Below are 22815 nucleotides of genomic sequence, written 5' to 3' on the forward strand. Positions count from 1 at the left end.
AATTTGAATGATGGATTGTACGAAATCTTACGTTTACGTAAATGAAATATCAGGGTTGTGGTTTTGTTACCAAAAAGAAAACCCTCGCAAGCGAGGGTCAAACAAACGGAAACGTGCTTAAACAGAGCTACGCATCATACCTAACAAGTTGCTTGATCAGGCTGGAGCAATTGGCTAGACCTTGATGCCCCTCCAATCTAACTGCGGCCATATGTGAAGTCAACGTAAAAAAATCACAAATCGTTTAACTGAACAGCAAACCATCACCATGTTTACGTTGACGTTAAGGATGGAAGCCATCGCTAGGTGTTCACCCTCCCCATCCCGGCACCAAGCTGAAGATTGTCGTTTGATACCGATGACGGATTCATCCCGAACAGAGACTCAAACGAGAAATAAGATAAATGCGAGCCTCCCCACAAAATCTTTGTCTTTTCCGAACCTTACACAAGCACAATGACAAAATCAGGACTAGTCTTATCGGTAAAGGACTGAAAGTTGTGTGCGCAAGGCTCTGTCTAACATGGTGTACGAGCCTGGATTTGATAGGGGACTGAACTATGGGAATTTTCGAGCATTACCAAACGCGCTATGAAAAGGCCAAGGAAGAAGAGTACAGCCTGCAGGAATTCCTAGACATGTGCCGGGAAGACAAAGCCTGCTACGCTTCTGCTTCAGAGCGTCTGCTGATGGCCATCGGCGAGCCGGAAATGATTGATACGGCTCAGGTACCCAGATACAGCCGGCTGTTTTCCAACCGGGTCATCGCCCGCTATCCGGCGTTTGCTGAATTTTACGGCATGGAAGAAAGCATCGAGCAGATAGTGTCCTATCTCAAGCATGCCGCCCAGGGCCTGGAAGAGAAGAAACAAATCCTTTATCTGCTCGGCCCCGTGGGTGGCGGTAAGTCGTCCCTGGCCGAGTGCCTCAAGTCACTGATGCAGAAGGTACCCATTTACCGGCTCAAGGGTTCACCGGTCAATGATCATCCTTTCTGCCTGTTTGAGATGGAAGAGGATGGTCCCATACTGGAGCAGGAATACGGTATTCCCCGTCGTTACCTGAGGCCCATCATGTCGCCCTGGGCGGTCAAACGTCTGCACGATTACGGTGGCGACATCACCCGTTTCCGGGTCGAAAAGGTCTTTCCCTCCGTTCTCGATCAAATTGCTATCGCCAAGACCGAACCCGGCGATGACAACAATCAGGACATCTCTTCCCTGGTCGGCAAGGTGGATATCCGCAAGCTCGAACACTATGCCCAGGACGATGCCGACGCCTATTCCTACTCCGGCGCCCTGTGCAAGGCTAATCAGGGCATGATGGAGTTCGTGGAAATGTTCAAGGCGCCCATCAAGGTGCTGCACCCCCTGCTCACCGCCACCCAGGAAGGCAACTACAACGGCACCGAAGGCCTGTCCGCCCTGCCCTTTGAAGGCATTATCCTGGCTCACTCCAACGAATCGGAATGGCAGCACTTCAAGCACAACAAGAACAACGAAGCCTTCCTCGATCGGGTCTATATCGTCAAGGTACCTTACTGCCTGCGGGTAAATGAGGAAGTGGAAATCTACAAGAAGCTGCTGACCAACAGTGAATTGTCCCAGGCCAAATGCGCCCCGGGCACCTTGGAAACCCTGGGCCAGTTCACCGTGCTTTCACGGCTGAAAGAGCCGGAAAACTCCAGTATCTATTCCAAGATGCGGGTCTACGACGGCGAAAGCCTGAAAGATACGGATCCCAAGGCCAAGTCCTACCAGGAATACCGGGATTACGCGGGAGTCGATGAAGGCATGAACGGTCTTTCCACCCGTTTCGCGTTCAAGATCCTGTCCCGGGTGTTCAACTTCGATCATGCCGAAGTCGCGGCCAATCCGGTACACCTATTCTACGTACTGGAGCAGCAGATCGAACGGGAGCAGTTCCCGCAGGATGTCCACGACCGCTACCTGGAATTCATCAAAGGTTACCTTATCCCCAAATACGTGGAATTCATCGGCAAGGAAATTCAGACCGCCTACCTGGAGTCCTACTCCGAATACGGTCAAAACATCTTCGACCGCTACGTCACCTATGCCGATTTCTGGATTCAGGATCAGGAATACCGGGATCCGGAAACCGGTCAGCTGTTTGACCGCTCGGCGCTGAACGCCGAACTGGAAAAAATCGAAAAACCGGCCGGGATCAGCAACCCGAAGGATTTCCGCAACGAAATCGTCAATTTCGTGCTGCGCGCCCGGGCCAACAATGCCGGTAAAAACCCCAACTGGACCAGCTACGAGAAGCTGCGCACCGTCATCGAGAAGAAAATGTTCTCGAATACCGAAGAGCTGTTGCCGGTTATCTCGTTCAACGCCAAGACCAGTGCCGACGAGCAGAAGAAACACGACGACTTTGTCGCCCGTATGATGGAAAAAGGCTACACCCGCAAACAGGTCCGGCTGCTGTCCGAGTGGTACCTGAGGGTGCGTAAGTCAACCTGATCCAGGAAGCTGGGGGAAGTTTATGGCGCATTTTATCGACAGAAGACTAAATGGCCGCAACAAAAGCGCTGTCAACCGACAGCGCTTCATCCGCCGCTATAAACAACAGCTCAAGAAAGCGGTGTCTGACGCGGTTCTCAAACGCAGTATTCAGGATATCGACAAGGGCGAGAGTGTTTCCATTCCCACCCGTGATATCTCCGAACCCTTCTTCCATCAGGGCAAGGGAGGAAAACGGGAGCAGGTACACCCGGGCAACGATCAGTTTATTACCGGGGATCGGGTCGAGCGCCCGCTCGGTGGCGGGGGCAAGGGCGGGGGTCAGGGAGAGGCCAGCAATCAGGGGGACGGCCAGGACGACTTTGTATTCGAAATCTCCAAGGACGAATACCTGGATCTGCTGTTCGACGGCCTGGAGCTGCCCAACCTCGAGAAAAACAAGCTCAATAAAATCAGTGAGATGAAGACCTTCCGTGCCGGTTATACCTCGGATGGCGTGCCCGCCAACATCAATGTGGTCCGCTCCCTGCGCCAGTCCCTGGCCCGGAGGATGGCGCTGCAGGCTGGCAAGAAGAAAACCGTTCTGGAGCTGGAGCAGGAACTGGCCGAGCTCGGCAAACGGCCGGCCGAGAATTACGCACGGATCCAGGACATAGAAGCGGAGCTCGTCGAGCTCAGGCGCCGTATTCAGGCAGTACCCTTTATCGACACCTTCGATCTGCGCTTCAACAACTTCGTCAAGCGTCCGATCCCCTCTACCCAGGCGGTGATGTTCTGCCTGATGGACGTCTCGGGTTCCATGGACCAGGCCACCAAGGACATGGCCAAGCGGTTTTACCTGCTGCTTTATCTGTTTCTCACCCGTACTTATAAAAACGTGGAGGTGGTGTTTATTCGCCACCATACCCAGGCCAAGGAGGTCGACGAACAGGAGTTCTTCTACTCCCAGGAAACCGGGGGCACCATCGTTTCCAGTGCCCTGCAGATGATGAAGGAGGTCATGCTGGAGCGTTATCCGGCGGATCAGTGGAACATCTATGCCGCCCAGGCCTCCGACGGCGACAACTGGGCCGATGATTCCCCCCTGTGCCGGCAGCTGCTGCACAACGACATCATGCCCCTGGTCCGTTATTACGCCTATATCGAGATCACCAACCGGGCCCATCAGACCCTGTGGCACGAATACGAAACCATAGCGCGCAGCTTTCCCAATTTCGCCATGGAGCATATTCGGTCGGTAGAGGATATTTACCCGGTGTTCAGGGAACTCTTCAAGAAACAAGCGGCGTGAGGTGACCATGGCAGAAGCAATAGCAAGAACCCGGCAGCTCAGCGACGGTCCCGACTGGACCTTCGCGCTGCTCGAAGACTATCACCGGGAAATCGCCCGCATTGCCGCCGGTTACGGCCTGAGCACCTATCCCAACCAGATAGAGATCATTACCGGCGAGCAGATGATGGATGCCTATTCCAGCATCGGCATGCCCATCGGCTACCACCACTGGTCCTATGGCAAGAAGTTCATCCAGACCGAACAGAACTACAAACGTGGCCAGATGGGGCTGGCCTATGAAATCGTGATCAACTCCGATCCCTGCATCGCCTACCTGATGGAAGAAAATACCATGCCGATGCAGGCGCTGGTGATCGCCCATGCCTGCTACGGCCACAATTCGTTTTTCAAGAACAACTACCTGTTCAAGACCTGGACCGATGCCGAGTCCATCATCGATTACCTGCTGTTTGCCAAGAACTACATCAACGAGTGTGAAGAGAAATATGGAGTTGCCGAGGTGGAGGCGATCCTCGACAGCTGCCATGCCCTGATGAACTATGGCGTGGATCGCTATAAGCGGCCGCAGAAGCTGTCACTCGCGGAAGAGCGGCGGCGGCAGAAGGCCCGGGAAGCCTATCTGCAAACCCAGGTCAACGAGCTGTGGCGAACCCTGCCCCGCATGGATGATGCCAAGCAGGTCAAGAAACAGCGCTATCCCAGGGAGCCGGAAGAAAACATCCTGTACTTTATCGAGAAGCACGCCCCGCTACTCGAGCCCTGGCAGCGGGAAATCGTGCGCATCGTGCGCAAGATCAGCCAGTACTTCTATCCGCAAAAGCAAACCCAGGTCATGAACGAAGGCTGGGCCACCTTCTGGCATTACACCATTACCCAGCACATGTACGACGAGGGCCTGGTCAGCGACCGCTTCATGATGGAAGTGCTGCACAGCCACACCAATGTGATCTTCCAGCCTTCCTATAACAGCCCCTATTATTCCGGCATCAATCCCTATGCCCTGGGATTCGCCATGTTCCAGGATCTGCGCCGCATCTGCGAGCATCCCACGGCGGAAGACCGGGCCTGGTTCCCGGATATTGCCGGCTCGGACTGGGTCAAGACCCTGCATTTCGCCATGGAGAATTTCAAGGACGAGAGCTTTGTCAGCCAGTTTCTGTCGCCCAAGGTGATGCGCGATTTCCACCTGTTTGCGGTGGCCGATGACGATACCCGCAACTACCTGGAAATTTCCGCCATCCATGACGAGCTGGGCTATCGCCAACTGCGCCAGACGCTGTCAAACCAGTACAACCTGTCCAACCTGGAGCCCAACATTCAGGTCTATAACGTGGAGGTCAAGGGCGACCGCTCCCTCACCCTACGGCATGTTCCGCACAACCGTATTCCGCTGGCAGACTCCCGCCATGAGGTGCTCAAGCATGTCCACCGGCTGTGGGGGTTCGATGTGGTGTTGGAGCAGGAGGAGGCCGACGGCAACGCCACCATAGTGGCGCGTTGCCCGGAGAAATCCCCTTCATCCATATAAGCAAAAACGCCTCCGAACGGAGGCGTTTGTTTTTTATCAGTTCTGTACCAAGCTGTCCGGCATCTGCTCGCGCATGTCGTGCCACAGCCTGCCGGAGGCCTTGCCGTACTCGCGCACGACTTCCGCCACCTCGCTGACCCTGCCTTCGGCGGCCAGACCGGCAAGCGCACGGTAATAGTCCCCCGCCAGCACCCGGGCACAGGGGCGGGAGAAATAGTAGCGGCCTACCCGGCAGTACAGCCCTTTGAAACCGTTCAGGATCAGGGCATAAATGGGATTGCCGGAGGCGAAGGCAAACTGGTGGTGCAGTTCATAATCAAAGGCGGCAAAGGCATGGGCGTCATCGGGCAACTGCTCCAGCTCAGCCACGGCGGCCATCACCTTCCCGGGCGAATTCTTCACCGCGCCCCGAATGAAGATGCTGCTGATATGGGTTCTCGCCGACAGCAGCTGCTCGATAAGCTCGGGAACCTTCTCTTCGTCCAGCCGGGCCAGGGTCTCCAGGATATTCAGCCCCGATGTTTCCCAGAAATTGTTGACCCGGGTCGGCTTGCCGTGCTGTATGGTCAGCCAGCCGTCGCGAGCCAGACGCTGCAGAACCTCACGCAGGGTGGTGCGGGTAACCCCTATCAATTCCGACAATTCCCGCTCGGCCGGCAGAATGGATCCCGGAGGGAACCGGCTGTTCCAAATAGATTCTATGATATATTCTTCTGCGAAACTGGCGGGGCTTTGTGCCTTTATGACCATGCAACCACTCTGTTAAATATGTTAAGGCAGGTGAAACTGAAGACGATCATAACAGAGCAGACCAGTTTCTCACAAGCGCAACCACGGCCCGATGCCATAAGCCATCCACACCCAATACGATGAGGACTTCATGCTGTACGCCTTCTCCCGCTCCCGTTTTGCCTGGGCCTTGCTGACCCTGGGAACGACCCTGCTGTTACTGATCGCCTTGTTTTTTCAATATGCGCTCGGCTATCAGCCCTGCGTGATGTGCGTATACCAGCGCGCGGCGCTGGTCGTGGTGATCGCCGCCGGCCTGCTGGGCTGGCTGGCGCCGCGCAGTCCGGTGCTGGCCTCGAGCGCCATGCTGATCTGGTTGGCCGCGTCGGCCGACGGTTTTCTGCTGGCCTGGGAGCATGTGGGCTACCAACTCAACCCCTCCCCTTTCAATCAGTGCTCCAGCTTTGCCGAATTTCCGGCCTGGCTGCCACTGGACAGCTGGCTACCGGCGCTGTTCTTTCCCACCGGCGACTGCGCCGACGTTGACTGGTCGTTGCTGGGCTGGAGCATGCCCCAGTGGCTGATGGGTATTTTTGCCGTGCTGGCCGCCCTCGCCGCCTTCTTTATGCTGGTTCGCCTGCTCGGCTGGAAACGCGCCCGGGCCTAACTGGCCCAGGTAATGATGTGGTCTTCCCAGTCGCCGGCCTTGGACTCCGGCACCACCTTGCCCCGGACCGACTGCCCGGCCTTGTGCATGGCGCTCTTGGAGCCGGTGCGCAGCGGGTGCCAGGAAGGCAGCGACTTGCCCTCGGCCAACAGCCGGTAGGCACAACTGGAGGGCAACCAGTAATAATCCGCCAGTTTATCCCGGGTGATCTTCAGGCAGTCCGGTACCCGGGCGAAACGGTTGGCGTAGTCGCTGCAGGCACAGCTGTGGGTATTGAGCAGTTCACAGGCCACGTTGGTATGGACCAGCTCGTCGGTCTCTTCGTCGATCAGCTTGTTCAGGCAACACTTGCCGCAGCCGTCACACAGCGCTTCCCACTCCCGATCGGTCATTTCATCCAGGGACTTGGTATACCAGAAATCAGCCTGCATGAGCCTCACCCGCCACCCTGGCCGAAAAGTGGAACTGGCCGTCCAGCTGCATATCGAGTTCGTCGCCGGCACCGAGCTCGGCCACGCCCTTGGGGGTACCGGTCAGCACCACGTCTCCCGGATTCAGGGTAAAACAGCGACTCATCTCCGCCAGCAGCTCGCCGATGCTCCACATCATCATGGCGGTATTGCCGGCCTGCCGTTGCTGGCCGTTGACCGACAAGGCGAAATCCAGCCGCTGCAGATCGTTCACCACTTCTGGCAGAGCGAAGGGCGTGACCGGGCAGCTGCCATCGAAGGCCTTGGCCCGCTCCCAGGGCTGCCCCTTGGCCTTGAGCTGCTCCTGCACTTCCCGCAGGGTCAGATCCAGCGCCAGCCCTACCCCCACCACCGCATCCAGGGCATGGCCGGGCTCGGCATGACACAGACGGCGTCCGATCAGCAAGGCCACCTCCAGCTCATGATGCACCGCCCCCAGCCCCTTGGGCAGCAGCAGGGGTGCATCCAGCCCGACCAGGCTGGCTGCCGGTTTGATAAACAACAGGGGTTGCTCCGGAACCGGGTTGTTCAGCTCCTGGGCATGCTCTTTATAGCTGCGGCCCACGCAAACGACCTTGCCCACGGCATAGGGCAAGGGGTGGCCCTGCAGATCCAGATGTTGGTACATTACGGCACTCCTGTTAGCGCTCGCCGAGGTGACGATATTAGTTTAGTCGGTGGTTTTGGAATGGGACGCCAGGTGGGCTTTCAATAAATTATCCGGCGGAGGCGGCAATTGCAGATAATACCCCTGGGTGAGCAATGCCTCTCTGACCTTGTCGATATCAGAGAGAGCCAACCGGGTCTTGGTGGCCAGATTGGCCATCATCACCAGTTGTGGCGTCCCGAAGGTAGCCATCAGGGGCTTGGGTACGCGCGAGAAGTCGTCGCGCCGCTCGACAAAAAGATACGTCTCTGCCTTTTTCGGGCTTTTATACACTACACACAACATGGAAATTGCTATAATCCATTGGGTTTATTGCCAGTGAGGATGGCAAACTATAACATCAGCACGACCAATAACAAAAAGGATTGGATCCTCGGGGGAAAGCCGCTTATGGCGGAGCGTGGCATCGAATTAAAAGGCAGTAGTTTTACCTTGTCGGTCGTTCACATTACCGACACCGACGTTGCGCGGGTAAAACAGCAACTGGCGGAAAAAATTGCGCAGGCACCGGAGTTCTTCCGCGCCGCACCTTTGGTAATCAATATCGAAAAACTGGCGGCGGCACCGGACTTTATCGCGCTGGCCGGCGCACTCAGAGAGCTGGAGCTGGTGCCGGTCGGCGTCTGTGGTATCAAGGACGATCACACCCGCTCCGCCGTACGGGCCGCCGGCTTTGCGGTCATGACCGCAGGCAAGGTTCCTGCCCAGGAGCCGCCCGCCTCCCTGCTCAACCAACCCGGAACCAAGGTCCATATGGGTCCTGTTCGTTCCGGCCAGCAAATCTATGCGCCCAGCGGCTCTCTGGTGATACTGGGCCCGGTCAGCAACGGCGCCGAAGTCCTCGCCGACGACAGCATTCACGTCTACGGCCAGCTCAGGGGCCGGGCCGTGGCCGGTGTCAAGGGCAACGAATCCGCTCGCATTTATTGTCAACAGCTTATGGCTGAACTGGTTTCCGTCGCCGGCCACTACCAGCTCAGCGATGGCCTGGAGGGCTCGAACTGGGAGCAGGCCGTCAGTATTTCCCTGGCGGGCGAACAGTTGAAATTCGACCGGCTCTAATTTTACGACTTTAGGAACACACTATGGCACGAATCATCGTCGTCACATCAGGCAAGGGAGGCGTGGGCAAAACCACCTCCAGCGCCGCCATCAGCACCGGTCTGGCCAAACTCGGCCACAAAACCGTGGTACTCGATTTCGATATCGGCTTGCGCAACCTGGATCTCATCATGGGTTGCGAACGCCGGGTGGTCTACGATTTTGTCAACGTCATCAACGGCGACGCCAATCTCAACCAGGCGTTGATCCGTGACAAACGGGTAGATCAGCTTTACATCCTCCCCGCCTCCCAGACCCGGGACAAAGACGCCCTCACCCGGGATGGGGTGGAAAAGGTACTCAACGACCTGGCCGCCATGGATTTTGAATACATCATCTGTGATTCCCCGGCCGGCATCGAAACCGGCGCCCTGATGGCGCTGTACTTCGCCGACGAAGCCATCGTCACCACCAACCCCGAAGTCTCTTCGGTACGCGACTCGGATCGTATCCTCGGCATCCTCTCCTCCAAATCGCGCCGTGCCGAGCAGGGCCTGGAGCCGATCAAGGAGCACCTGCTGCTTACCCGCTATTCTCCCGAGCGCGTCAGCCGCGGCGACATGCTGAGCGTGCAGGACGTGCAGGAGATCCTGGCCATCCCGCTGCTGGGTGTCATCCCAGAATCCCAGGCGGTGCTGAAAGCCTCCAACTCGGGCGAGCCGGTTATCCTGGATGAAGAGTCCGACGCCGGCCAGGCCTACGCCGACGCCGTATCCCGCCTGCTGGGCGAAGAGCGCTCCTTCCGTTTCCTTGAGGAAGAAAAGAAGGGATTTTTCAGCCGACTTTTTGGGAGTTAAACCATGTCTCTACTGGACTATTTTCGTTCAAAGAAGAACACCAACAGCGCCAAACTTGCGAAAGAGCGCCTGCAGATCATTGTTGCTCACGAACGTAGCCAGCGGGATACCCCGGATTATTTACCGCAAATGCAACAAGATATTCTGGAAGTGATCCGTAAGTACGTCGACATCGATCTCGAACAGATCTCGGTACAGCTGGATCAGAAAGGTGACAACCTGTCGGTGCTGGAGCTGAACATCATGCTGCCCGAGCACGACGACAAGGACAAGGACAAGGCCAAACCCTCGGTCTGACAACAGGGGCGCACTACGCCCCTTTTTTTACAGCCGGTCTTTCAGCAACTCGCCACGCCAGCCCTGCAGCAGTGCCGGGGTGAGCTGCTCGCTTTCCTCCAGCCGCCACTTCCAGCTCAGGTACTGGTGGATCAGCCGCTTGGAGGCAATCAGCTCCGCCGGCAGCCCGGCATCCGCCCCCGCCTGCTCGACTATCGTCCTGATGCGCTTGAGCTCGGCCTTGTAGCCGGGATAGTCCACCAGCCGCCTGACCGGCTCGGGCCAGCTGTCCGGACTGGCCAGCGCCTCCTGCACCAGCGCCAGCAGGGTGTCGCCGTGGCGCTTGATCTCCATCGGCTCAAGCCCCAGGCGGTTCAGGTCACTCAGGCTGCGCGGAGCGCCATTGGCCACCTCGAACAGGTGCGCTTCCTTGACCACGAAGTTCAACGCCAGATCGCGCCGCCTGGCCTCGGCCAGCCGCCACTGGCACAACCGCTGCAGGATGCCCAGGGCCTGGGGCTTGAGCAGCCAGGCGTTCTTGACATCCAGGTAGGCCAGCTCCGGCTCGGTGCTGATGCCGCGCCGTTTCACCGCCCACTCGCACTCCTGCTCGAACCAGCCGGTGAGGCCGCGCAGCTCCAGCCGCTGCCACAGCTGCTGGTACAGGGGATAGAGGTAGATGACGTCATCGGCCGCGTAGCGCAACTGATCGGCGGACAGGGGCCGCGCCAGCCAGTCGGTGCGGGCATGGGCCTTGTCCAGGCTGACCCCGAGGATCTGCTCCACCAGGGCGGCAAACCCGAGCTGGGTGCCCAACCCGAGGAAAGAAGCCGCCAGTTGGGTGTCGTGTACCCGGGCCGGCTGGGCACCGCTCTGGTGCTGGAACAGCTCCAGATCTTCACCACCCGCATGCAGCAGGCAGAGCCGGGCGGGATCGTGCAGCAGCCGCCACAGCGGAGATAAATCGGTCACCGCCAGCGGATCGATAAGGGCAGTCTGGTGGCCGTCGTGCAATTGATAGAGGCCGGGCTTGGCGTAAAAGGTACGGGTGCGGACGAATTCGGTGTCCACCGCCAGGATGGTGGCGGGGGTCTGGCAAAACGCGGCCAGCATCTGGCTATCGGTGATCTGTATATAAGTCATGGGTGCTCTGGGTTCTGGCAAAAAGCCCCGGCTTTCCGGGGCTTGGCGATTCAGGCGGCCTTGTCTCTCAATTCCCGCCGCAAAATTTTGCCAACGTTGGTCTTGGGCAGCTCGTCCCGAAATTCTATCACCTTAGGCACCTTATAGGCAGTGAGATGTTGCCGGCAGTGCCGGATCAGGCCGAGCTCGTCCAGCTCAGCCCCCGGTTTCTTCACCACCACCAGCTTGACGGCCTCCCCGGATTCCCGGTGCGCCACCCCCACGGCCGCCGCTTCCAGCACGCCCTTGTGCAGCATGGCCACCGCTTCGATTTCGTTGGGGAATACGTTAAAACCCGAGACCAGGATCATGTCTTTCTTGCGGTCCACTATCCGGAGGAAGCCCTGCTCGTCCATGGTGGCGATATCGCCGGTTCGCAGCCAGCCGTCGTGGAAGCTGTCGTCATCCGGCCCCCGCTGGCCCCAGTAGCCGCTCATCACCTGGGGTCCGCGCACCTCCATCTCTCCGGGGGTGTGGGTCAGAGTGATCACCGCCCCCTGCTCATCCACCAGCCGGACCTCGGTGGAGCACACCGGCAGCCCGATGGCGCCGTTATAGCCTTCCATGTCGTAGGGGCACACCGTCACCAGCGGCGAGCATTCGGTCAGGCCGTAGCCCTCCAGCAGCTTGCTGCCGGTGATCGCCTGCCATTGCTCGGCCACCGCCCGCTGCACCGACATGCCGCCGCCGATGGTCAGCTTCAGACTCTTGAAATCGCCGCCCTGGAAGTCGGCATTGTTAACCAGCGCGTTGAACAGGGTATTCACCCCGGTCAGACAGGTAAAATCGAAGCCCTTGAGCGCCTTGACGAAACCGGGAATGTCCCGCGGGTTGGTGATCAGCAGGTTCTCGGCGCCCAGGCGCAGAAACAGCAGACCGTTCACCGTGAGCGCGAACACATGGTAAAGCGGCAAGGCGGTCACCACCTTCTCCCCGCCCCTGGCCAGCACCGGGCCGTACACCCCCAGGCACTGCTCCACGTTGGCCAGCATGTTGCGATGGCTGAGCATGGCGCCCTTGGACACACCGGTGGTGCCGCCGGTGTACTGCAAAAAGGCCAGGTTGTCGCCGCCGAGTTCCGGCCGACGGTAGGCCATGCCCTTCCCTTTGGCCATGGCTTCCTGGTAGCTGACACAGGAAGGCAGATTGTGGTTGGGCACCATCTTCTTGATATGTCTGACCACGAGATTGAGCAGGGTTCCTTTCAGCCATCCCAGGTGATCCCCCATCCGGGTCAGGATCACGTGTTTCACCCCGGTCTGGCGAATCGCCTTGTCCAGGGTATGGGCAAAATTTTCCACGATAACGATGGTCTCGGCACCGGAGTCCCTGAGCTGGTGCTCCAGCTCCCGGGCGGTATAGAGCGGATTGACGTTGACCACCACCAGGCCGGCGCGCAGCGCTCCGAACAGGCAGACCGGATATTGCAGCAGGTTGGGCATCATCAGCGCGATCCGCTCCCCCTGCCGCAACTTGAGCCCCTGCTGCAGATAGGCGGCGAAATCCCGCGACAGCCGATCCAGCTCCCGGTAGCTGATGGTCTTGCCGAAATTGGTGTAGGCCGGCCGGTCGGCAAAATCGGCCACGCTCTGCTCGAACATCGCCATCAGGGAGGGAAACCGATCGGCATCGATTTCGGCGGGCACATCGGCCGGGTAACGGTGAAGCCAGGGCCGGGCTGGCATCGGCGCCGGCTGCTGGCCGGACTGAAGGTGTTCCATATGGGCGTCTCCTGCAACAAGACTGGTATACATTCAATCATCGAATTGAAGTATTTACTCTAAAAAACAAGTTACCTGTACCGCCCATGAATAGCAACAAGGTATTAACAATATTGTGATGAAGTCGTCGTCAGCGCCGCCGGTAGTGCCAGTTCCGGATCCGGCGCAAGCTGTTGCGCTTACGCCGGCGCCGATAGTGAAGCACTCTGTGGTAGGGCCGTTGGGGATAAAGCAGCTCCGGTGATTCGGGCTCCGTCTGCACCAACGGTTCGGGGGATGTGGCCACCGATGCTCCTATTGCCGACCCGGGAGTTTCTGCCAGGTCACCTTGTCACGTAAATAGACCGGCCGCGCCTCGGCCGCCGTCACCGTCCTGCCCGCCGCCAGCTCCCGCAAGGCGGCGGGCAACATGTCGCGGGCCTCGGGAAAGGGCACCGGCCGGCATAACTGCTCGACCCGGTCGGCTAATTCAGGATAGGTGACAAAGCCGCTGCCGGCACCCTGCTGCCAGCGGTCGTCGCCGGGCTGCGCCAGGAAATCGGCCGGCGGCGTCACCTGCTCTTCGCCGGTCGCCAGCATGACGCCGTCTTCCAGGGCGAAACCGCCCACGTAGATTTCCCCCATGCGGGCGTCGATGGCCGCCAGCACCCGCGTGCAGCCGGTCACCCGGTGGGCGCCCTGGGCCAGGGCCTGCAGGTTGGAGATGCCCAGCAGCGGCACCCCGGCGCCGAAGGCCAGGCCCTGGGCGATGCCCAAGGTGATGCGTACCCCGGTAAAGGAGCCCGGCCCCCGGCCGAAGGCCAGGCCGTCCAACTGGTCGAGGCCGAGGCCGCCCTCGGCCAGCAGCTCGCTCACCATCGGCAGGATCAGGTCGGTATGGCCCCGGGGGGCGACCTGGTAGCGGCAGAGCACCTCGCCGTTCTGCCAGAGCGCGGCCGAGCAGGCTTCGGTGGCGGTGTCGATGGCCAATAGTCGGGTCATGGGTCTTGTCACTCCAAGGTTGATAGAAATTCGGCCACCCTGGCCAGGCTGCGCGTGCGGGGCATGGCCGGCAGGCTGGCGATAAAGTCGGCACCGTAGGCCCGGTTGACCAGACGACCGTCGGTGATCACCAGCACCCCCCGGTCCTGCACGTCGCGGATGAGGCGCCCCACCCCCTGCTTGAGGGTGATGATGGCTTTGGGCAACTGCACCCGGGCGAAACCGTCCTCGCCCCGGCGGCGGCAATCCTCCAGCCGGGCGCTGAGCAGGGGATCGTCCGGGGCGCTGAACGGCAGCTTGTCGATCACCACGCACTGCAGGGCGTTGCCACGCACGTCGATGCCTTCCCAGAAGCTGCTGGTGGCCACCAGCACCGCCCGGCCGTCGTCACTGAACTGTTCGAGCAGGCGCACCTTGTTGTCTTCTCCCTGCACCAGCACGGTCCGGTCGAGCCGGGCCCTGAGCACCTCGGCCACCTCGTTCATCACCTGGTAGCTGGTGCAGAGGAAGAAGCTGCCACCGGGCACCCTGCCCAGGGTGTCGACCAGGGTATTGGCCAGGATCCGCCCGCGGCCGGGGCCATTGGTTTCCGGCAGATAACGGGGCACGCACAAACGGGACTGGCGAGAGTAATCAAAAGGGCTGTCCAATTGCAAGGTGCGGCATCGGGCGAGGCCGAGATCGGCGCAAAAGTGGGCAAAACTGTCCCCCACCGCCAGGGTGGCGGAGGTGAAAATCCAGCTGACCTCGTCCTTGGCCAGCTCGGCGGCGAAGCGTTCCGCCACCGACAACGGGGTCTTGTGCAGGGTAATGTGCAGGCGACCGGTGTCGTACCAGTAGGAATAGCCGGTTTCCTCCACCCGGGTCACCGACTCCAGCTGGGTGCGCAGGCCGATCAGCCGCTCGAAGCACTGGCTGAGCTGCTCCCCTCGCCCCAGGCAGAGTTTGAGCACCTCGTAGGTAAACTCGAGGCTTTCCTGCAGCCGGGTCAGTGCCTGGGCCACGTCAGGCCGGGCCAGCATGAGCCTGAGCTGGCCCCGGCTGCTGTCCAGCCCGAACGCCAGGCGCAGATCCTGGGTGCAGCGCTCCAGCTGATCCGCCGCCTTGCCCAGCTGCGCCATGTCCTTGGCCTCCACCTTGTAGGCCAGGCGCAGATCCCGGGCCAGCTCCATAAACTGGCGGCTGGACTGGCTCTGGCCGAAATACTGGCCGGCGATCTCCGGCAACTGGTGGGCCTCGTCCAGGATATAGGCCTCGGCGTCGGGGATCAGCTGGCCGAAGCCGGTGTCGCGCACCGCCATGTCGGCGAAAAACAGATGGTGATTGACCACCACCACCTGGGCTTCCATCGCTTTGGCGCGGGCCTTCACCAGGTAGCAGTCCTGATAATGGCCGCAATCGCGCCCCAGGCAGTTGTCGTTGGTGCTGGTGACCAGCGGCAGCACTTCGCTGCGCTCGGGCAGGCCGGGAATATCGCCGATATCGCCGCCGCGGGTCAGGGGCACGAAGCGCCTGACCTTCTGCAGATCCGCCAGCCCCTCGGGCGAGAGCGGCGGCACCGCGTCGTTGAGCAGGCCCAGGCGTTCCAGGCAAACGTAGTTGGCACGCCCCTTGAGCAGGGCCACCGGATGGTGGTAGTCCATGGCCTCGACCAGGGTCGGCAAATCCCGGTGGAACAGCTGCTCCTGCAGGTTGCGCGAGCCGGTGCTGAGCACCACCTTCTTGCCGGTTTTCAGCACCGGTGCCAGATAGGCAAAGGTCTTGCCGGTGCCGGTGCCGGCTTCCACCACCAGCGGGGTCCTGTCGTCGAGCGCCTGCTCCACCGCCGCCGCCATGGCCACCTGGGCCGCGCGCGGGGTGAAGCCGTCGATGGCCCGGGCCAGGGGGCCCTGCTCGGCAAAAAGCGTTGAACTGTTCTGATCTTCCACTGGCGAGGGGTGTCCGCTGATAAAAAACCAATGATATCAAAATAGCGCAACGACGGGCAGGTGCCGCCGCCCTGCCCCGACGCGGTCGGGAACAGCTGGCCATGGTATGCTCGGTCAGGCCCCGTGCCAGAGTACCGCGAAATAATGGCAACCGGTGCCGGCCATCACGAAAAGATGCCAGATCAGGTGGCCATAGCGCCAGCGGGCGTCGAGGGTAAAGAACACCACGCCGGCGGTGTAGGCCATGCCGCCGGCCACCAGCAGCGCCAGCCCGGCAGCCGGCATGCGTTCATAGAGCGGCAGGGTGGCGGCCACGATCAGCCAGCCCATGATCAGGTACAGGCCGGTGGAGATCAGTGGGCTGGTCATGCGCCGCCCCAGCTTCAGGATGATCCCGAACAGCGCCAGCCCCCAGATAATGACCAACAGGCTCCAGCCCCAGGGGCCGTCCAGTATGCCCAGGGCGAAGGGCGAATAGGTACCGGCGATCAGCACGAAAATGGCGGCGTGCTCAAACATCCGCAGCATGCGCTTGGCCCTGCCCGGCGGCAGGGCATGATAGAGGGTCGAGGCCAGATAAAGCAGTATCATGGACATGGCGAACAGGGCGACGCCAATCGTGAACCCGATGTCACCGTGGCGAGCGGCCCGCTCCAGCAGCACCGGTGTGCCGGCCAGGGCCGCCACCAGCCCGATACCGTGGCTGATGCTGTTGGCCATCTCCTCTCCCCAGGATTGCTCCCGCCGGGGCGTCACCACACCGTTATTCAACACACCTCCGTACCGCGCCCGGGTATCAGCCGGCGTCAATGCCATCGCCGGCCAGCGGGCGCCCCCATCTCAACAGGATAACACCCGCCAGGGCGGCGACCACCGATGCCAGGAAAATGCCCAGCTTGGCGCTGTCGAGCAGACTGCCGCTGAGCGCCAGGTTGGCGATGAACAACGCCATGGTAAAGCCAATGCCGGCCAGCAGGGCCCCCCCCGTCAGCAGCCGCCAGCTCAGTTCCGGGGGGCGCAGCGCCAACCCCGAACGCACGGCCAACCAGCTGAACAACAGGATTCCCGTTGGCTTGCCGCCGACGAAGCCGGCCACAATCGCCAGGGTGACGCTGTCGCTCAGGGCCGTCAGCGAGAAGCTGACGCCGGCGTTGGCGAGGGCGAACAGCGGCATGATCACAAACCCCACCCAGGGGTGGAGCGCCATCCCCAGCCGTTCGACCGGTGACAGGCTTTCCCGCACGGCCACCTCCGCCAGTTGCAGGGTGTGTCTGTCCTTGGTGTCACCGCTGCCGTGGTCGCCGGCCGGGTGGGCTACCACCCGGTTCAATATCGCATACAACCGTTCGTCTCCGACCCAGCGCCGGGCCGGGGTCAACAGGCCGAGGACTACCCCGGTGATGGTCGGGTGGATACCGGATGCATCCACGGCCAGCCAGATACCGCCGCCGACCAGGAAATAGCCCGACAGATGGCGCACCCCTCCCAGCGCCATGACGCGCACCAGGACCAACCCCAGTCCCCCCAGGGCCAGCATGGTCCCGTCGAGGCCCTGGCTGTAGCCGATGGCGACCACCAGGATGGCACCGATGTCATCCACTATCGCCAGTGCCAACATAAAGATGCGCAGGCTCTGGGGTATACGCGGCCCCAGCAGCGCCAGGCAACCAATCACGAAGGCGGTGTCGGTTGCCATGACGATACCCCAGCCCGACTGCCCCGGTTGCCCCGCCTGCAACGCGAGATAGAACACGGCCGGCACCAGCATGCCACCGACGGCGCCGGCAATCGACAGGGCGGCCATGCGCGGGCTGCGCAGCTCTCCCAGCACCAGCTCCCGCTTGAGCTCCAGCGCGACCGTGAAAAAAAACAGGGTCATCAGCGCATCGTTGATCCAATCGCGCAACGAGCGGGAAAACTCCAGCGAGCCGACACCGAGGCCGACTCGGGTTTCCCAGAGATCCAGAAACCACGGTGCCCAGGGGGAGTTCGACAACACCAGCGCCACCAGGGTGGCGAGCAACAGCGCACCGCCCCCGGCCGCTTCGATCCGCAGGAAGCGGGCAAAAGGCTGCCGCCAGCGATCGAAAACGGCGGCCGGCAGTCGCGTGCTCTCTTCGCCGGCCGGGCGCTTCCTGTTCACGGGCAATTTCATGATATTTATCCTGAATGAACGACGTTCGTCCCGGCCCTGCCACAACCAATGCCTGGCGTGGGCTGAACCCCAGCCGACTGCCACCAGCTTACGCCGCCCGGGCCGTCTGTTCTGTACGACAGCACACGCAAGCCGGCCATCGCCGCCGGGAGCCTTATCGACAGGCCTCAATTTACCCCGTCGGCGGGCGAAACTGCACTATCATCTATTTGAACGAATGATCAGTAGGCTGTCGATCTCATGGAGGCTGAGATGTCCAACCTGCCCACCCCCGCACAGAATCACCTGCTGGCCGCCTTGCCGCCCGAGGTGAAGCAGCGCCTGTTTCCCTTGCTCGAACTGGTGTCGCTGCCATTGGGAAAGGTGTTGTATGAATCCGGAGGTCAGTTGCGTTACGTCTATTTTCCCATCGATGCCATCGTTTCGCTGCTCTATGTGATGCAGGACGGCGCCTCGGCGGAGATCTCGGTGGTCGGCAACGAGGGGATCATCGGTATCGCCGTGTTCATGGGGGGCGAAAGCACCCCCAGCCGGGCGATAGTGCAAAGCGCCGGCCACGCCTACCGGCTGCCCAGCGCGCGACTCAAGGAAGAGTTCAATCGCGATGCGACCATGCGGTTGCTGATGCTGCGCTACACCCAGGCGCTGATCACCCAGATGGCCCAGACGGCGGTGTGCAATCGCCATCATTCGGTCGACCAGCAACTGTGCCGCTGGCTGCTGCTGTCCCTGGACCGGTTGCCGGACAACCGCCTGACCATGACCCAGGAGCTGATAGCCAACATGCTCGGGGTACGCCGGGAAGGGGTCACCCTCGCCGCCGGCAAGCTGCAGCAGCTTGGCGTCATCCAGTACCAGCGAGGTCACATCACGGTGCTGGATCGCGCCAAGCTGGAACGGCTCAGTTGCGAATGCTACGCCGTGGTCAAGAAGGAAACCGACCGGCTGCTGGCCATGTCGCCGGGCAGCGCATAAAAAAACCGTCGTGCCCCCGAACCGGATCACACGACGGTACCCTCACTCCCCTACCAGGGGGTTAAAAACAAGGGGTTAAAAAGTAAGCTCCCTGGCCTCGATGCTCTTGACCCCACGTATATTCTGGGCGTGCTCGATGGCCAGCGCCCGTTCCACGCCACTGCGGACCTTGCCACTGAGATTGACGATGCCATCTTCCGTGGTGACCGAAATATCGGAGCCACTCACATTGCTGGAGTACATGTAGGTCGCCTTCACCTTCATGGTGATCCAGTTATCGCTCATCCCACTGTTATCGCTTTTTCCCGCTTCCTCTGGCTTGCTTTCCGGCTCGTTTTTGGTGATGTCCGGGTCCACTCGCAGTTGATTGTCTACGCCCATCACGCCGCGTGTACTCGCGGCCTGCCGGCCGGCAAATTCCCTGGCTTCATCACTGCCGGCGGTTCCCTTCAGCGTGACCCTGCCTCTTTCGGTTGTCACTTCCGTCGCCAGACCATCGGCATGCTTGCTCCACAACAGCTTCGACTTAACCGCCGCGGTAATGGAGACATCATCCACCAGTTCGCCATAGCCGCGGGCGCCCATCGGTACCGGCGGCACATAATCCGCCTTCACCTTAATATTGTTATTGACGGCAGTGATCCCCTCTGCCCCCAGGGCAATTTCCTCTGCCAGCTCTTTATTGACCGACTCGTCCACCATACCGGTGAGCGTGGCCTCGCCGTCTTGCACCGCCACCTGCAGATCGTTGGCCCGTAAGTAGGGGCTCAGGGTGTAGGTAGTCCAAATCTGGGTTTCCAGCCTGATATCCGTCATTTCATCGGGCCTCGATTGTGCGTTGAGCGATGCGCTGAAGGCGGCGAGCAGCACCACGCCCAGCGTCATCATTAATTTCAACTGTTGGTACTGTATATGGATGCTATACATGGCTTTTCTCCGGGAAGAACCGAAACGGGAGCCTACAGAGCCGGTCACACCGCCGTAGCGCCATGACCGGGGTTAGCGGCAACGATAAGCAGTCATCGGGCGTTGTCATCCGGTCCGTCCATGGACCGGTACCGCCCTAAGACCTCGAGCCCCTTTCATCGGCCTCTATTTCTTGGCTTCGGGACGATGCGGTTGCTGGGGCTCTTGTTGCTGGCCCTGCGCTTTACGGGGCTCTTGTTGTTCTTCGCCCAGCTTGCGCTGTTGCTGGGGATCCTGCGGAGCCGTTTTTTTACCGGGCTGTTCGGGTTGGTTCGGTTTACGTGGTGACTTGTCCATAATAACCTCGGGATGTTCGCCATCCGCGGTATTGCGAGCTGGCTACAGGCTAACAATGGCAGGGAATCGGTGTGACGTCGGTACGCTGGCGCACCTAGCAGGAAATGATGCTCGATCATAGAGTGAATGGCTGTCCCTTGGTGACAAGATGTTGTTGACTGTTGACAAGGTGTAGAACATTGGCCAAAGGGCACGACTCCGCTACACGACCGAGAAATGCCAGGGGACGTGTTTGCAGCGTGTAGAAATGAGGCGGCCATAAAGATAAATGGTCGGCGGGACGAAGGCAGAGAGCATGCCCCCTCAAGGTCTCGGCTCAGGGGGCGTAGTTAAATGTTCTCCCCCCTCAGCCGACACGTATGCCGCTCAGAGCACCCAGGACGCCAAACGCCTGCAATAGCCAGATGACCACGGCAATAACGACAACGACATTCAGGATATTCTTGATCTTGCGGTCCATGGGGATGTAGGTATTGACCAGCCAGAGCAGGACACCGACCACGATCAGGACGATAACCAGGTTAATAAGTGGCATGGGGATTCTCCTGTGAGACTATTCCGGCGCAGCCTGTTGGTTGACACGGGACGGACAGGGCCGCCTCCGCCCCGGCCAGTCTACCGATTGATACGGGAAATCTTGGTGCCTTCTATGCTGAGTCCCGCCATCAGCCCCTGCTGGCTGAAAATAAACGCATAGGCATCATGTTGCAGCGACGAGGTCGACAGGTTCTTGGCGATCCCTTCGTCCACCACCACCACGGTAGGGCCGACGCCCAGCTCCCAGCCCTGGGTGTCTTCAACATAACGCACGGCCTCATCGGTCATCAGAAACACCGCATAGCCATAGGACTGGGCGCCAATCTGCAGCCCCCAGGATCCCGAGACCGAGTTGTAGTAATCAACAGTGGTCGCGCCTTTTATCAGCACGCCCTCACCATAGCTGCCGCCGAACACCAGCCCCGCCTTCACCATGTTCGGGAATACCAGTACCCCCTTGGCCGTGCGCGAAAGACTCTCGGCGATGGGCTCGGTTCGATACAGGGTCTGCAGCGCCTGACGGGAATCCCGGTCCAAGTCCTCGGCCGTGGCCGCGACGGCCAGACCGTTCGTCCCCGGCAGGACGAAGAAAGCCGCCGCCAGGATGAGCGCGAACACATTGCGTTGTAAGCTGTACATATCACTGCTCCTTCAAGTCAGGTATTTCCAAACGGGAAACAACTTATCTGTTATTGATACACCGCACCGGCGAGCCATTCCGTGCGTTACCATACATAAGTATCGTCATTAAGGAGTGACTCCCCCCTGCTCGACCAAGGCAGCCAGCTCACGCAGCAGGGCCAGCTCCTGGGGCGGTATCGGTACCGCTTCGGCTCTGGCCAATACCTGGCGGGAATGATGTATCGCGGCCTCACGCAGGCTGGCATCCCCCATGGACGCCAGGGTTGCCAGGGCTTTTTGCAGTCGCCCCACAACTTCAATGGTCCCCGCTCCGTCACGAGCCATGGCGGTAAACGCGTCATCCATCATGGCCCGCAAGGACAGCTCGGGCACCGCCACCCGGTCATATTCGACGCCATGGAGGCCATCCACCTCCGCAGGATCAACCCAGAGGGCGAACAAGCGCACCAGGCTACCGATAATGCCAATAGCCGTGCCCGGATCATTCACCGCTGGGGACAATGCCCGACCGGCAATCTCGGCCAGCACAATCAAACCGAACCGGGGATCCTCGTCAAACTCTCGATGAATACCGATCAGAAAAGCCCGCGCTATCGGGCCCTCATCGATATCGGCAACCTCGCCCGTGTCGGTGGTCACATAAGCCAGAGGCCGCCCCGGCGCGGCAAAAGTGCCGGGCAAAGCGGCCACCCGAATGCGCAGCTGGACTGTTTCGGCACAGGCCTGCAGGGCAGCGATGTCAATGCGCTGGACATAGCCTATCCATTCGCTGTAGATGGCCCGTCCCTCCGGATCGCTTTCCACCACAGACGCACCGCGCAGGGTCGGATGGGCCTGCCGGCGCCGCAGAGCCGCCGCCGTTACCGCCTCCACCTTCTCGATGGTATTGCCGAGTCGACCCAGGCGGGCGATGCGGTCAACCCAACTGACAAAGGTCACGATGACCATGGCCAGGATCAACACCGTGATGGCGAAGAGTGTGAAACGCCCGGCCCGGTCGTAATAGCCGTTCTGCAAGGCGATCAGCGCGACCACACTGAAGATAAAGGCACCGATAAAAGTCGACAGTGCATTCTGGGAAACATCATCAGATATGACCAGGGAAAAACAGCGCGGGGTGGCGGTGTTACTGGCCGAAGCATAGGCGGCAACCATGGACGCGACGGCAAAGGTGGCTATCACCAGCATGCTGGCGGAAATAATGGCCAATAGAGTCTCGATCGAGACTTGAGAAAGCTCCGGTACCCGCCGGCCCAAGTCGTACTCATCCACCGTTTTCACCAGAAACACGATACTCACCGACAACAGACTCATCACCAAGGGCCTGACCCAGAGCCGCTCTCCGATGCGATGCAGCAAAAATCTTAAACGATCACCCATCAGCTCATTCCCTGACCACTCGGGGCCTCAGTATTAGGA

At 60.3% G+C, this 22815-nt stretch carries 23 protein-coding genes; 8 read left to right on the top strand and 15 right to left on the bottom strand.

The features are described 5' to 3' along the window. The first annotated feature begins 560 nt into the window (after positions 1 to 560). Genes C7H85_RS03555 through C7H85_RS03565 form a run of 3 tightly spaced genes read left to right on the top strand, consistent with a single transcriptional unit; the run spans position 561 to position 5305 of the window. Positions 561 to 2483, top strand: a complete 1923-nt coding sequence (locus tag C7H85_RS03555; protein WP_106728309.1) for a PrkA family serine protein kinase — start codon at positions 561 to 563, stop codon at positions 2481 to 2483. A 22-nt stretch (positions 2484 to 2505) separates the two neighbouring features. Continuing rightward, positions 2506 to 3774, top strand: coding sequence for a YeaH/YhbH family protein (locus tag C7H85_RS03560; protein ID WP_106728310.1), 1269 nt, complete (start codon positions 2506 to 2508; stop codon positions 3772 to 3774). A gap of 7 nt (positions 3775 to 3781) precedes the next feature. Then, positions 3782 to 5305 carry a SpoVR family protein gene (locus C7H85_RS03565; protein WP_106728622.1) on the top strand — a complete coding sequence of 508 codons (1524 nt, stop codon included), beginning with the start codon at positions 3782 to 3784 and terminating at the stop codon, positions 5303 to 5305. 36 nt (positions 5306 to 5341) lie between these two features. On the opposite strand, the gene fadR is transcribed toward C7H85_RS03565, so the two are convergent. Next, complete coding sequence (fadR, locus tag C7H85_RS03570) at positions 5342 to 6055, bottom strand: fatty acid metabolism transcriptional regulator FadR (RefSeq protein ID WP_106728311.1); 714 nt, start codon at positions 6053 to 6055, stop codon at positions 5342 to 5344. A gap of 130 nt (positions 6056 to 6185) precedes the next feature. On the opposite strand from fadR, the gene dsbB reads away from it, so the two are divergent. Continuing rightward, on the top strand, positions 6186 to 6701 hold the full coding sequence (gene dsbB / locus C7H85_RS03575) for a disulfide bond formation protein DsbB (protein ID WP_210433548.1): 516 nt from the start codon (positions 6186 to 6188) through the stop codon (positions 6699 to 6701). Here the strand turns inward: dsbB and C7H85_RS03580 are convergent. Genes C7H85_RS03580 through C7H85_RS03590 form a run of 3 tightly spaced genes read right to left on the bottom strand, consistent with a single transcriptional unit; the run spans position 6698 to position 8123 of the window. Continuing rightward, a complete protein-coding gene (locus C7H85_RS03580) occupies positions 6698 to 7132 on the bottom strand; it encodes a YcgN family cysteine cluster protein (RefSeq protein ID WP_106728312.1) in 435 nt (144 codons plus the stop codon). The genes dsbB and C7H85_RS03580 overlap by 4 nt on opposite strands. Continuing rightward, complete coding sequence (locus C7H85_RS03585) at positions 7122 to 7799, bottom strand: fumarylacetoacetate hydrolase family protein (protein ID WP_106728313.1); 678 nt, start codon at positions 7797 to 7799, stop codon at positions 7122 to 7124. The genes C7H85_RS03580 and C7H85_RS03585 overlap by 11 nt, the downstream gene beginning before the upstream one ends. 42 nt (positions 7800 to 7841) lie before the next feature. Continuing rightward, on the bottom strand, positions 7842 to 8123 hold the full coding sequence (locus tag C7H85_RS03590; RefSeq protein WP_106728314.1) for a YcgL domain-containing protein: 282 nt from the start codon (positions 8121 to 8123) through the stop codon (positions 7842 to 7844). A 105-nt stretch (positions 8124 to 8228) separates the two neighbouring features. Here C7H85_RS03590 and minC point away from each other — a divergent pair, with 105 nt between their 5' ends. Genes minC through minE form a run of 3 tightly spaced genes read left to right on the top strand, consistent with a single transcriptional unit; the run spans position 8229 to position 10033 of the window. After that, positions 8229 to 8900 carry a septum site-determining protein MinC gene (minC, locus tag C7H85_RS03595; protein ID WP_106728315.1) on the top strand — a complete coding sequence of 224 codons (672 nt, stop codon included), beginning with the start codon at positions 8229 to 8231 and terminating at the stop codon, positions 8898 to 8900. A gap of 23 nt (positions 8901 to 8923) precedes the next feature. Next, the gene (gene minD, locus C7H85_RS03600) at positions 8924 to 9736 is read left to right on the top strand and encodes a septum site-determining protein MinD (RefSeq protein ID WP_106728316.1); all 813 of its coding nucleotides are present in this window, start codon (positions 8924 to 8926) and stop codon (positions 9734 to 9736) included. A 3-nt stretch (positions 9737 to 9739) separates the two neighbouring features. Further along, complete coding sequence (gene minE, locus C7H85_RS03605; RefSeq protein WP_106728317.1) at positions 9740 to 10033, top strand: cell division topological specificity factor MinE; 294 nt, start codon at positions 9740 to 9742, stop codon at positions 10031 to 10033. Positions 10034 to 10060: 27 nt separating this feature from the next. Here minE and rnd read toward each other — a convergent pair whose 3' ends face one another. From rnd to nhaA, 6 genes are all read right to left on the bottom strand, one after another. Beyond that, positions 10061 to 11155: a ribonuclease D gene (gene rnd / locus C7H85_RS03610; RefSeq protein WP_106728318.1), complete on the bottom strand. Its 1095-nt coding sequence runs from the start codon at positions 11153 to 11155 to the stop codon at positions 10061 to 10063. A gap of 50 nt (positions 11156 to 11205) precedes the next feature. Next, entirely contained in the window at positions 11206 to 12915 is a 1710-nt protein-coding gene (fadD, locus tag C7H85_RS03615) for a long-chain-fatty-acid--CoA ligase FadD (RefSeq protein WP_281257558.1), read from the bottom strand. Between the two features lie 294 nt (positions 12916 to 13209). Next, positions 13210 to 13896 (bottom strand): tRNA (adenosine(37)-N6)-threonylcarbamoyltransferase complex dimerization subunit type 1 TsaB, encoded by a 687-nt coding sequence (tsaB, locus tag C7H85_RS03620; protein WP_106728319.1) that lies wholly within the window; start codon positions 13894 to 13896, stop codon positions 13210 to 13212. An 8-nt stretch (positions 13897 to 13904) separates the two neighbouring features. Beyond that, positions 13905 to 15824 carry a DNA repair helicase YoaA gene (yoaA, locus tag C7H85_RS03625; RefSeq protein WP_106728320.1) on the bottom strand — a complete coding sequence of 640 codons (1920 nt, stop codon included), beginning with the start codon at positions 15822 to 15824 and terminating at the stop codon, positions 13905 to 13907. A gap of 114 nt (positions 15825 to 15938) precedes the next feature. Next, positions 15939 to 16595 carry a PAQR family membrane homeostasis protein TrhA gene (trhA, locus tag C7H85_RS03630; protein WP_245879552.1) on the bottom strand — a complete coding sequence of 219 codons (657 nt, stop codon included), beginning with the start codon at positions 16593 to 16595 and terminating at the stop codon, positions 15939 to 15941. A 25-nt stretch (positions 16596 to 16620) separates the two neighbouring features. Next, positions 16621 to 17979, bottom strand: a complete 1359-nt coding sequence (gene nhaA, locus C7H85_RS03635) for a Na+/H+ antiporter NhaA (protein WP_106728322.1) — start codon at positions 17977 to 17979, stop codon at positions 16621 to 16623. 252 nt (positions 17980 to 18231) lie between these two features. Between nhaA and C7H85_RS03640 the strand changes: the two genes are divergently transcribed. After that, positions 18232 to 18954 carry a Crp/Fnr family transcriptional regulator gene (locus C7H85_RS03640; protein WP_106728323.1) on the top strand — a complete coding sequence of 241 codons (723 nt, stop codon included), beginning with the start codon at positions 18232 to 18234 and terminating at the stop codon, positions 18952 to 18954. Between the two features lie 75 nt (positions 18955 to 19029). Here the strand turns inward: C7H85_RS03640 and C7H85_RS03645 are convergent, their stop codons facing one another. From C7H85_RS03645 to C7H85_RS03665, 5 genes are all read right to left on the bottom strand, one after another. Beyond that, positions 19030 to 19881, bottom strand: a complete 852-nt coding sequence (locus tag C7H85_RS03645; RefSeq protein ID WP_106728324.1) for a BON domain-containing protein — start codon at positions 19879 to 19881, stop codon at positions 19030 to 19032. 165 nt (positions 19882 to 20046) lie between these two features. Next, positions 20047 to 20217, bottom strand: coding sequence for a hypothetical protein (locus tag C7H85_RS19700; protein ID WP_158260057.1), 171 nt, complete (start codon positions 20215 to 20217; stop codon positions 20047 to 20049). A 346-nt stretch (positions 20218 to 20563) separates the two neighbouring features. Further along, positions 20564 to 20752, bottom strand: a complete 189-nt coding sequence (locus C7H85_RS03655) for a Thivi_2564 family membrane protein (protein ID WP_106728326.1) — start codon at positions 20750 to 20752, stop codon at positions 20564 to 20566. Between the two features lie 80 nt (positions 20753 to 20832). Continuing rightward, positions 20833 to 21393 (bottom strand): lipid-binding SYLF domain-containing protein, encoded by a 561-nt coding sequence (locus C7H85_RS03660; RefSeq protein WP_106728327.1) that lies wholly within the window; start codon positions 21391 to 21393, stop codon positions 20833 to 20835. 108 nt (positions 21394 to 21501) lie between these two features. Then, positions 21502 to 22776 carry a DUF2254 domain-containing protein gene (locus C7H85_RS03665; protein ID WP_106728328.1) on the bottom strand — a complete coding sequence of 425 codons (1275 nt, stop codon included), beginning with the start codon at positions 22774 to 22776 and terminating at the stop codon, positions 21502 to 21504. Positions 22777 to 22815 lie beyond the last annotated feature (39 nt).

It is taken from the genome of Zobellella endophytica, assembly GCF_003012775.1.
GTDB lineage: Bacteria > Pseudomonadota > Gammaproteobacteria > Enterobacterales > Aeromonadaceae > Oceanimonas > Oceanimonas endophytica.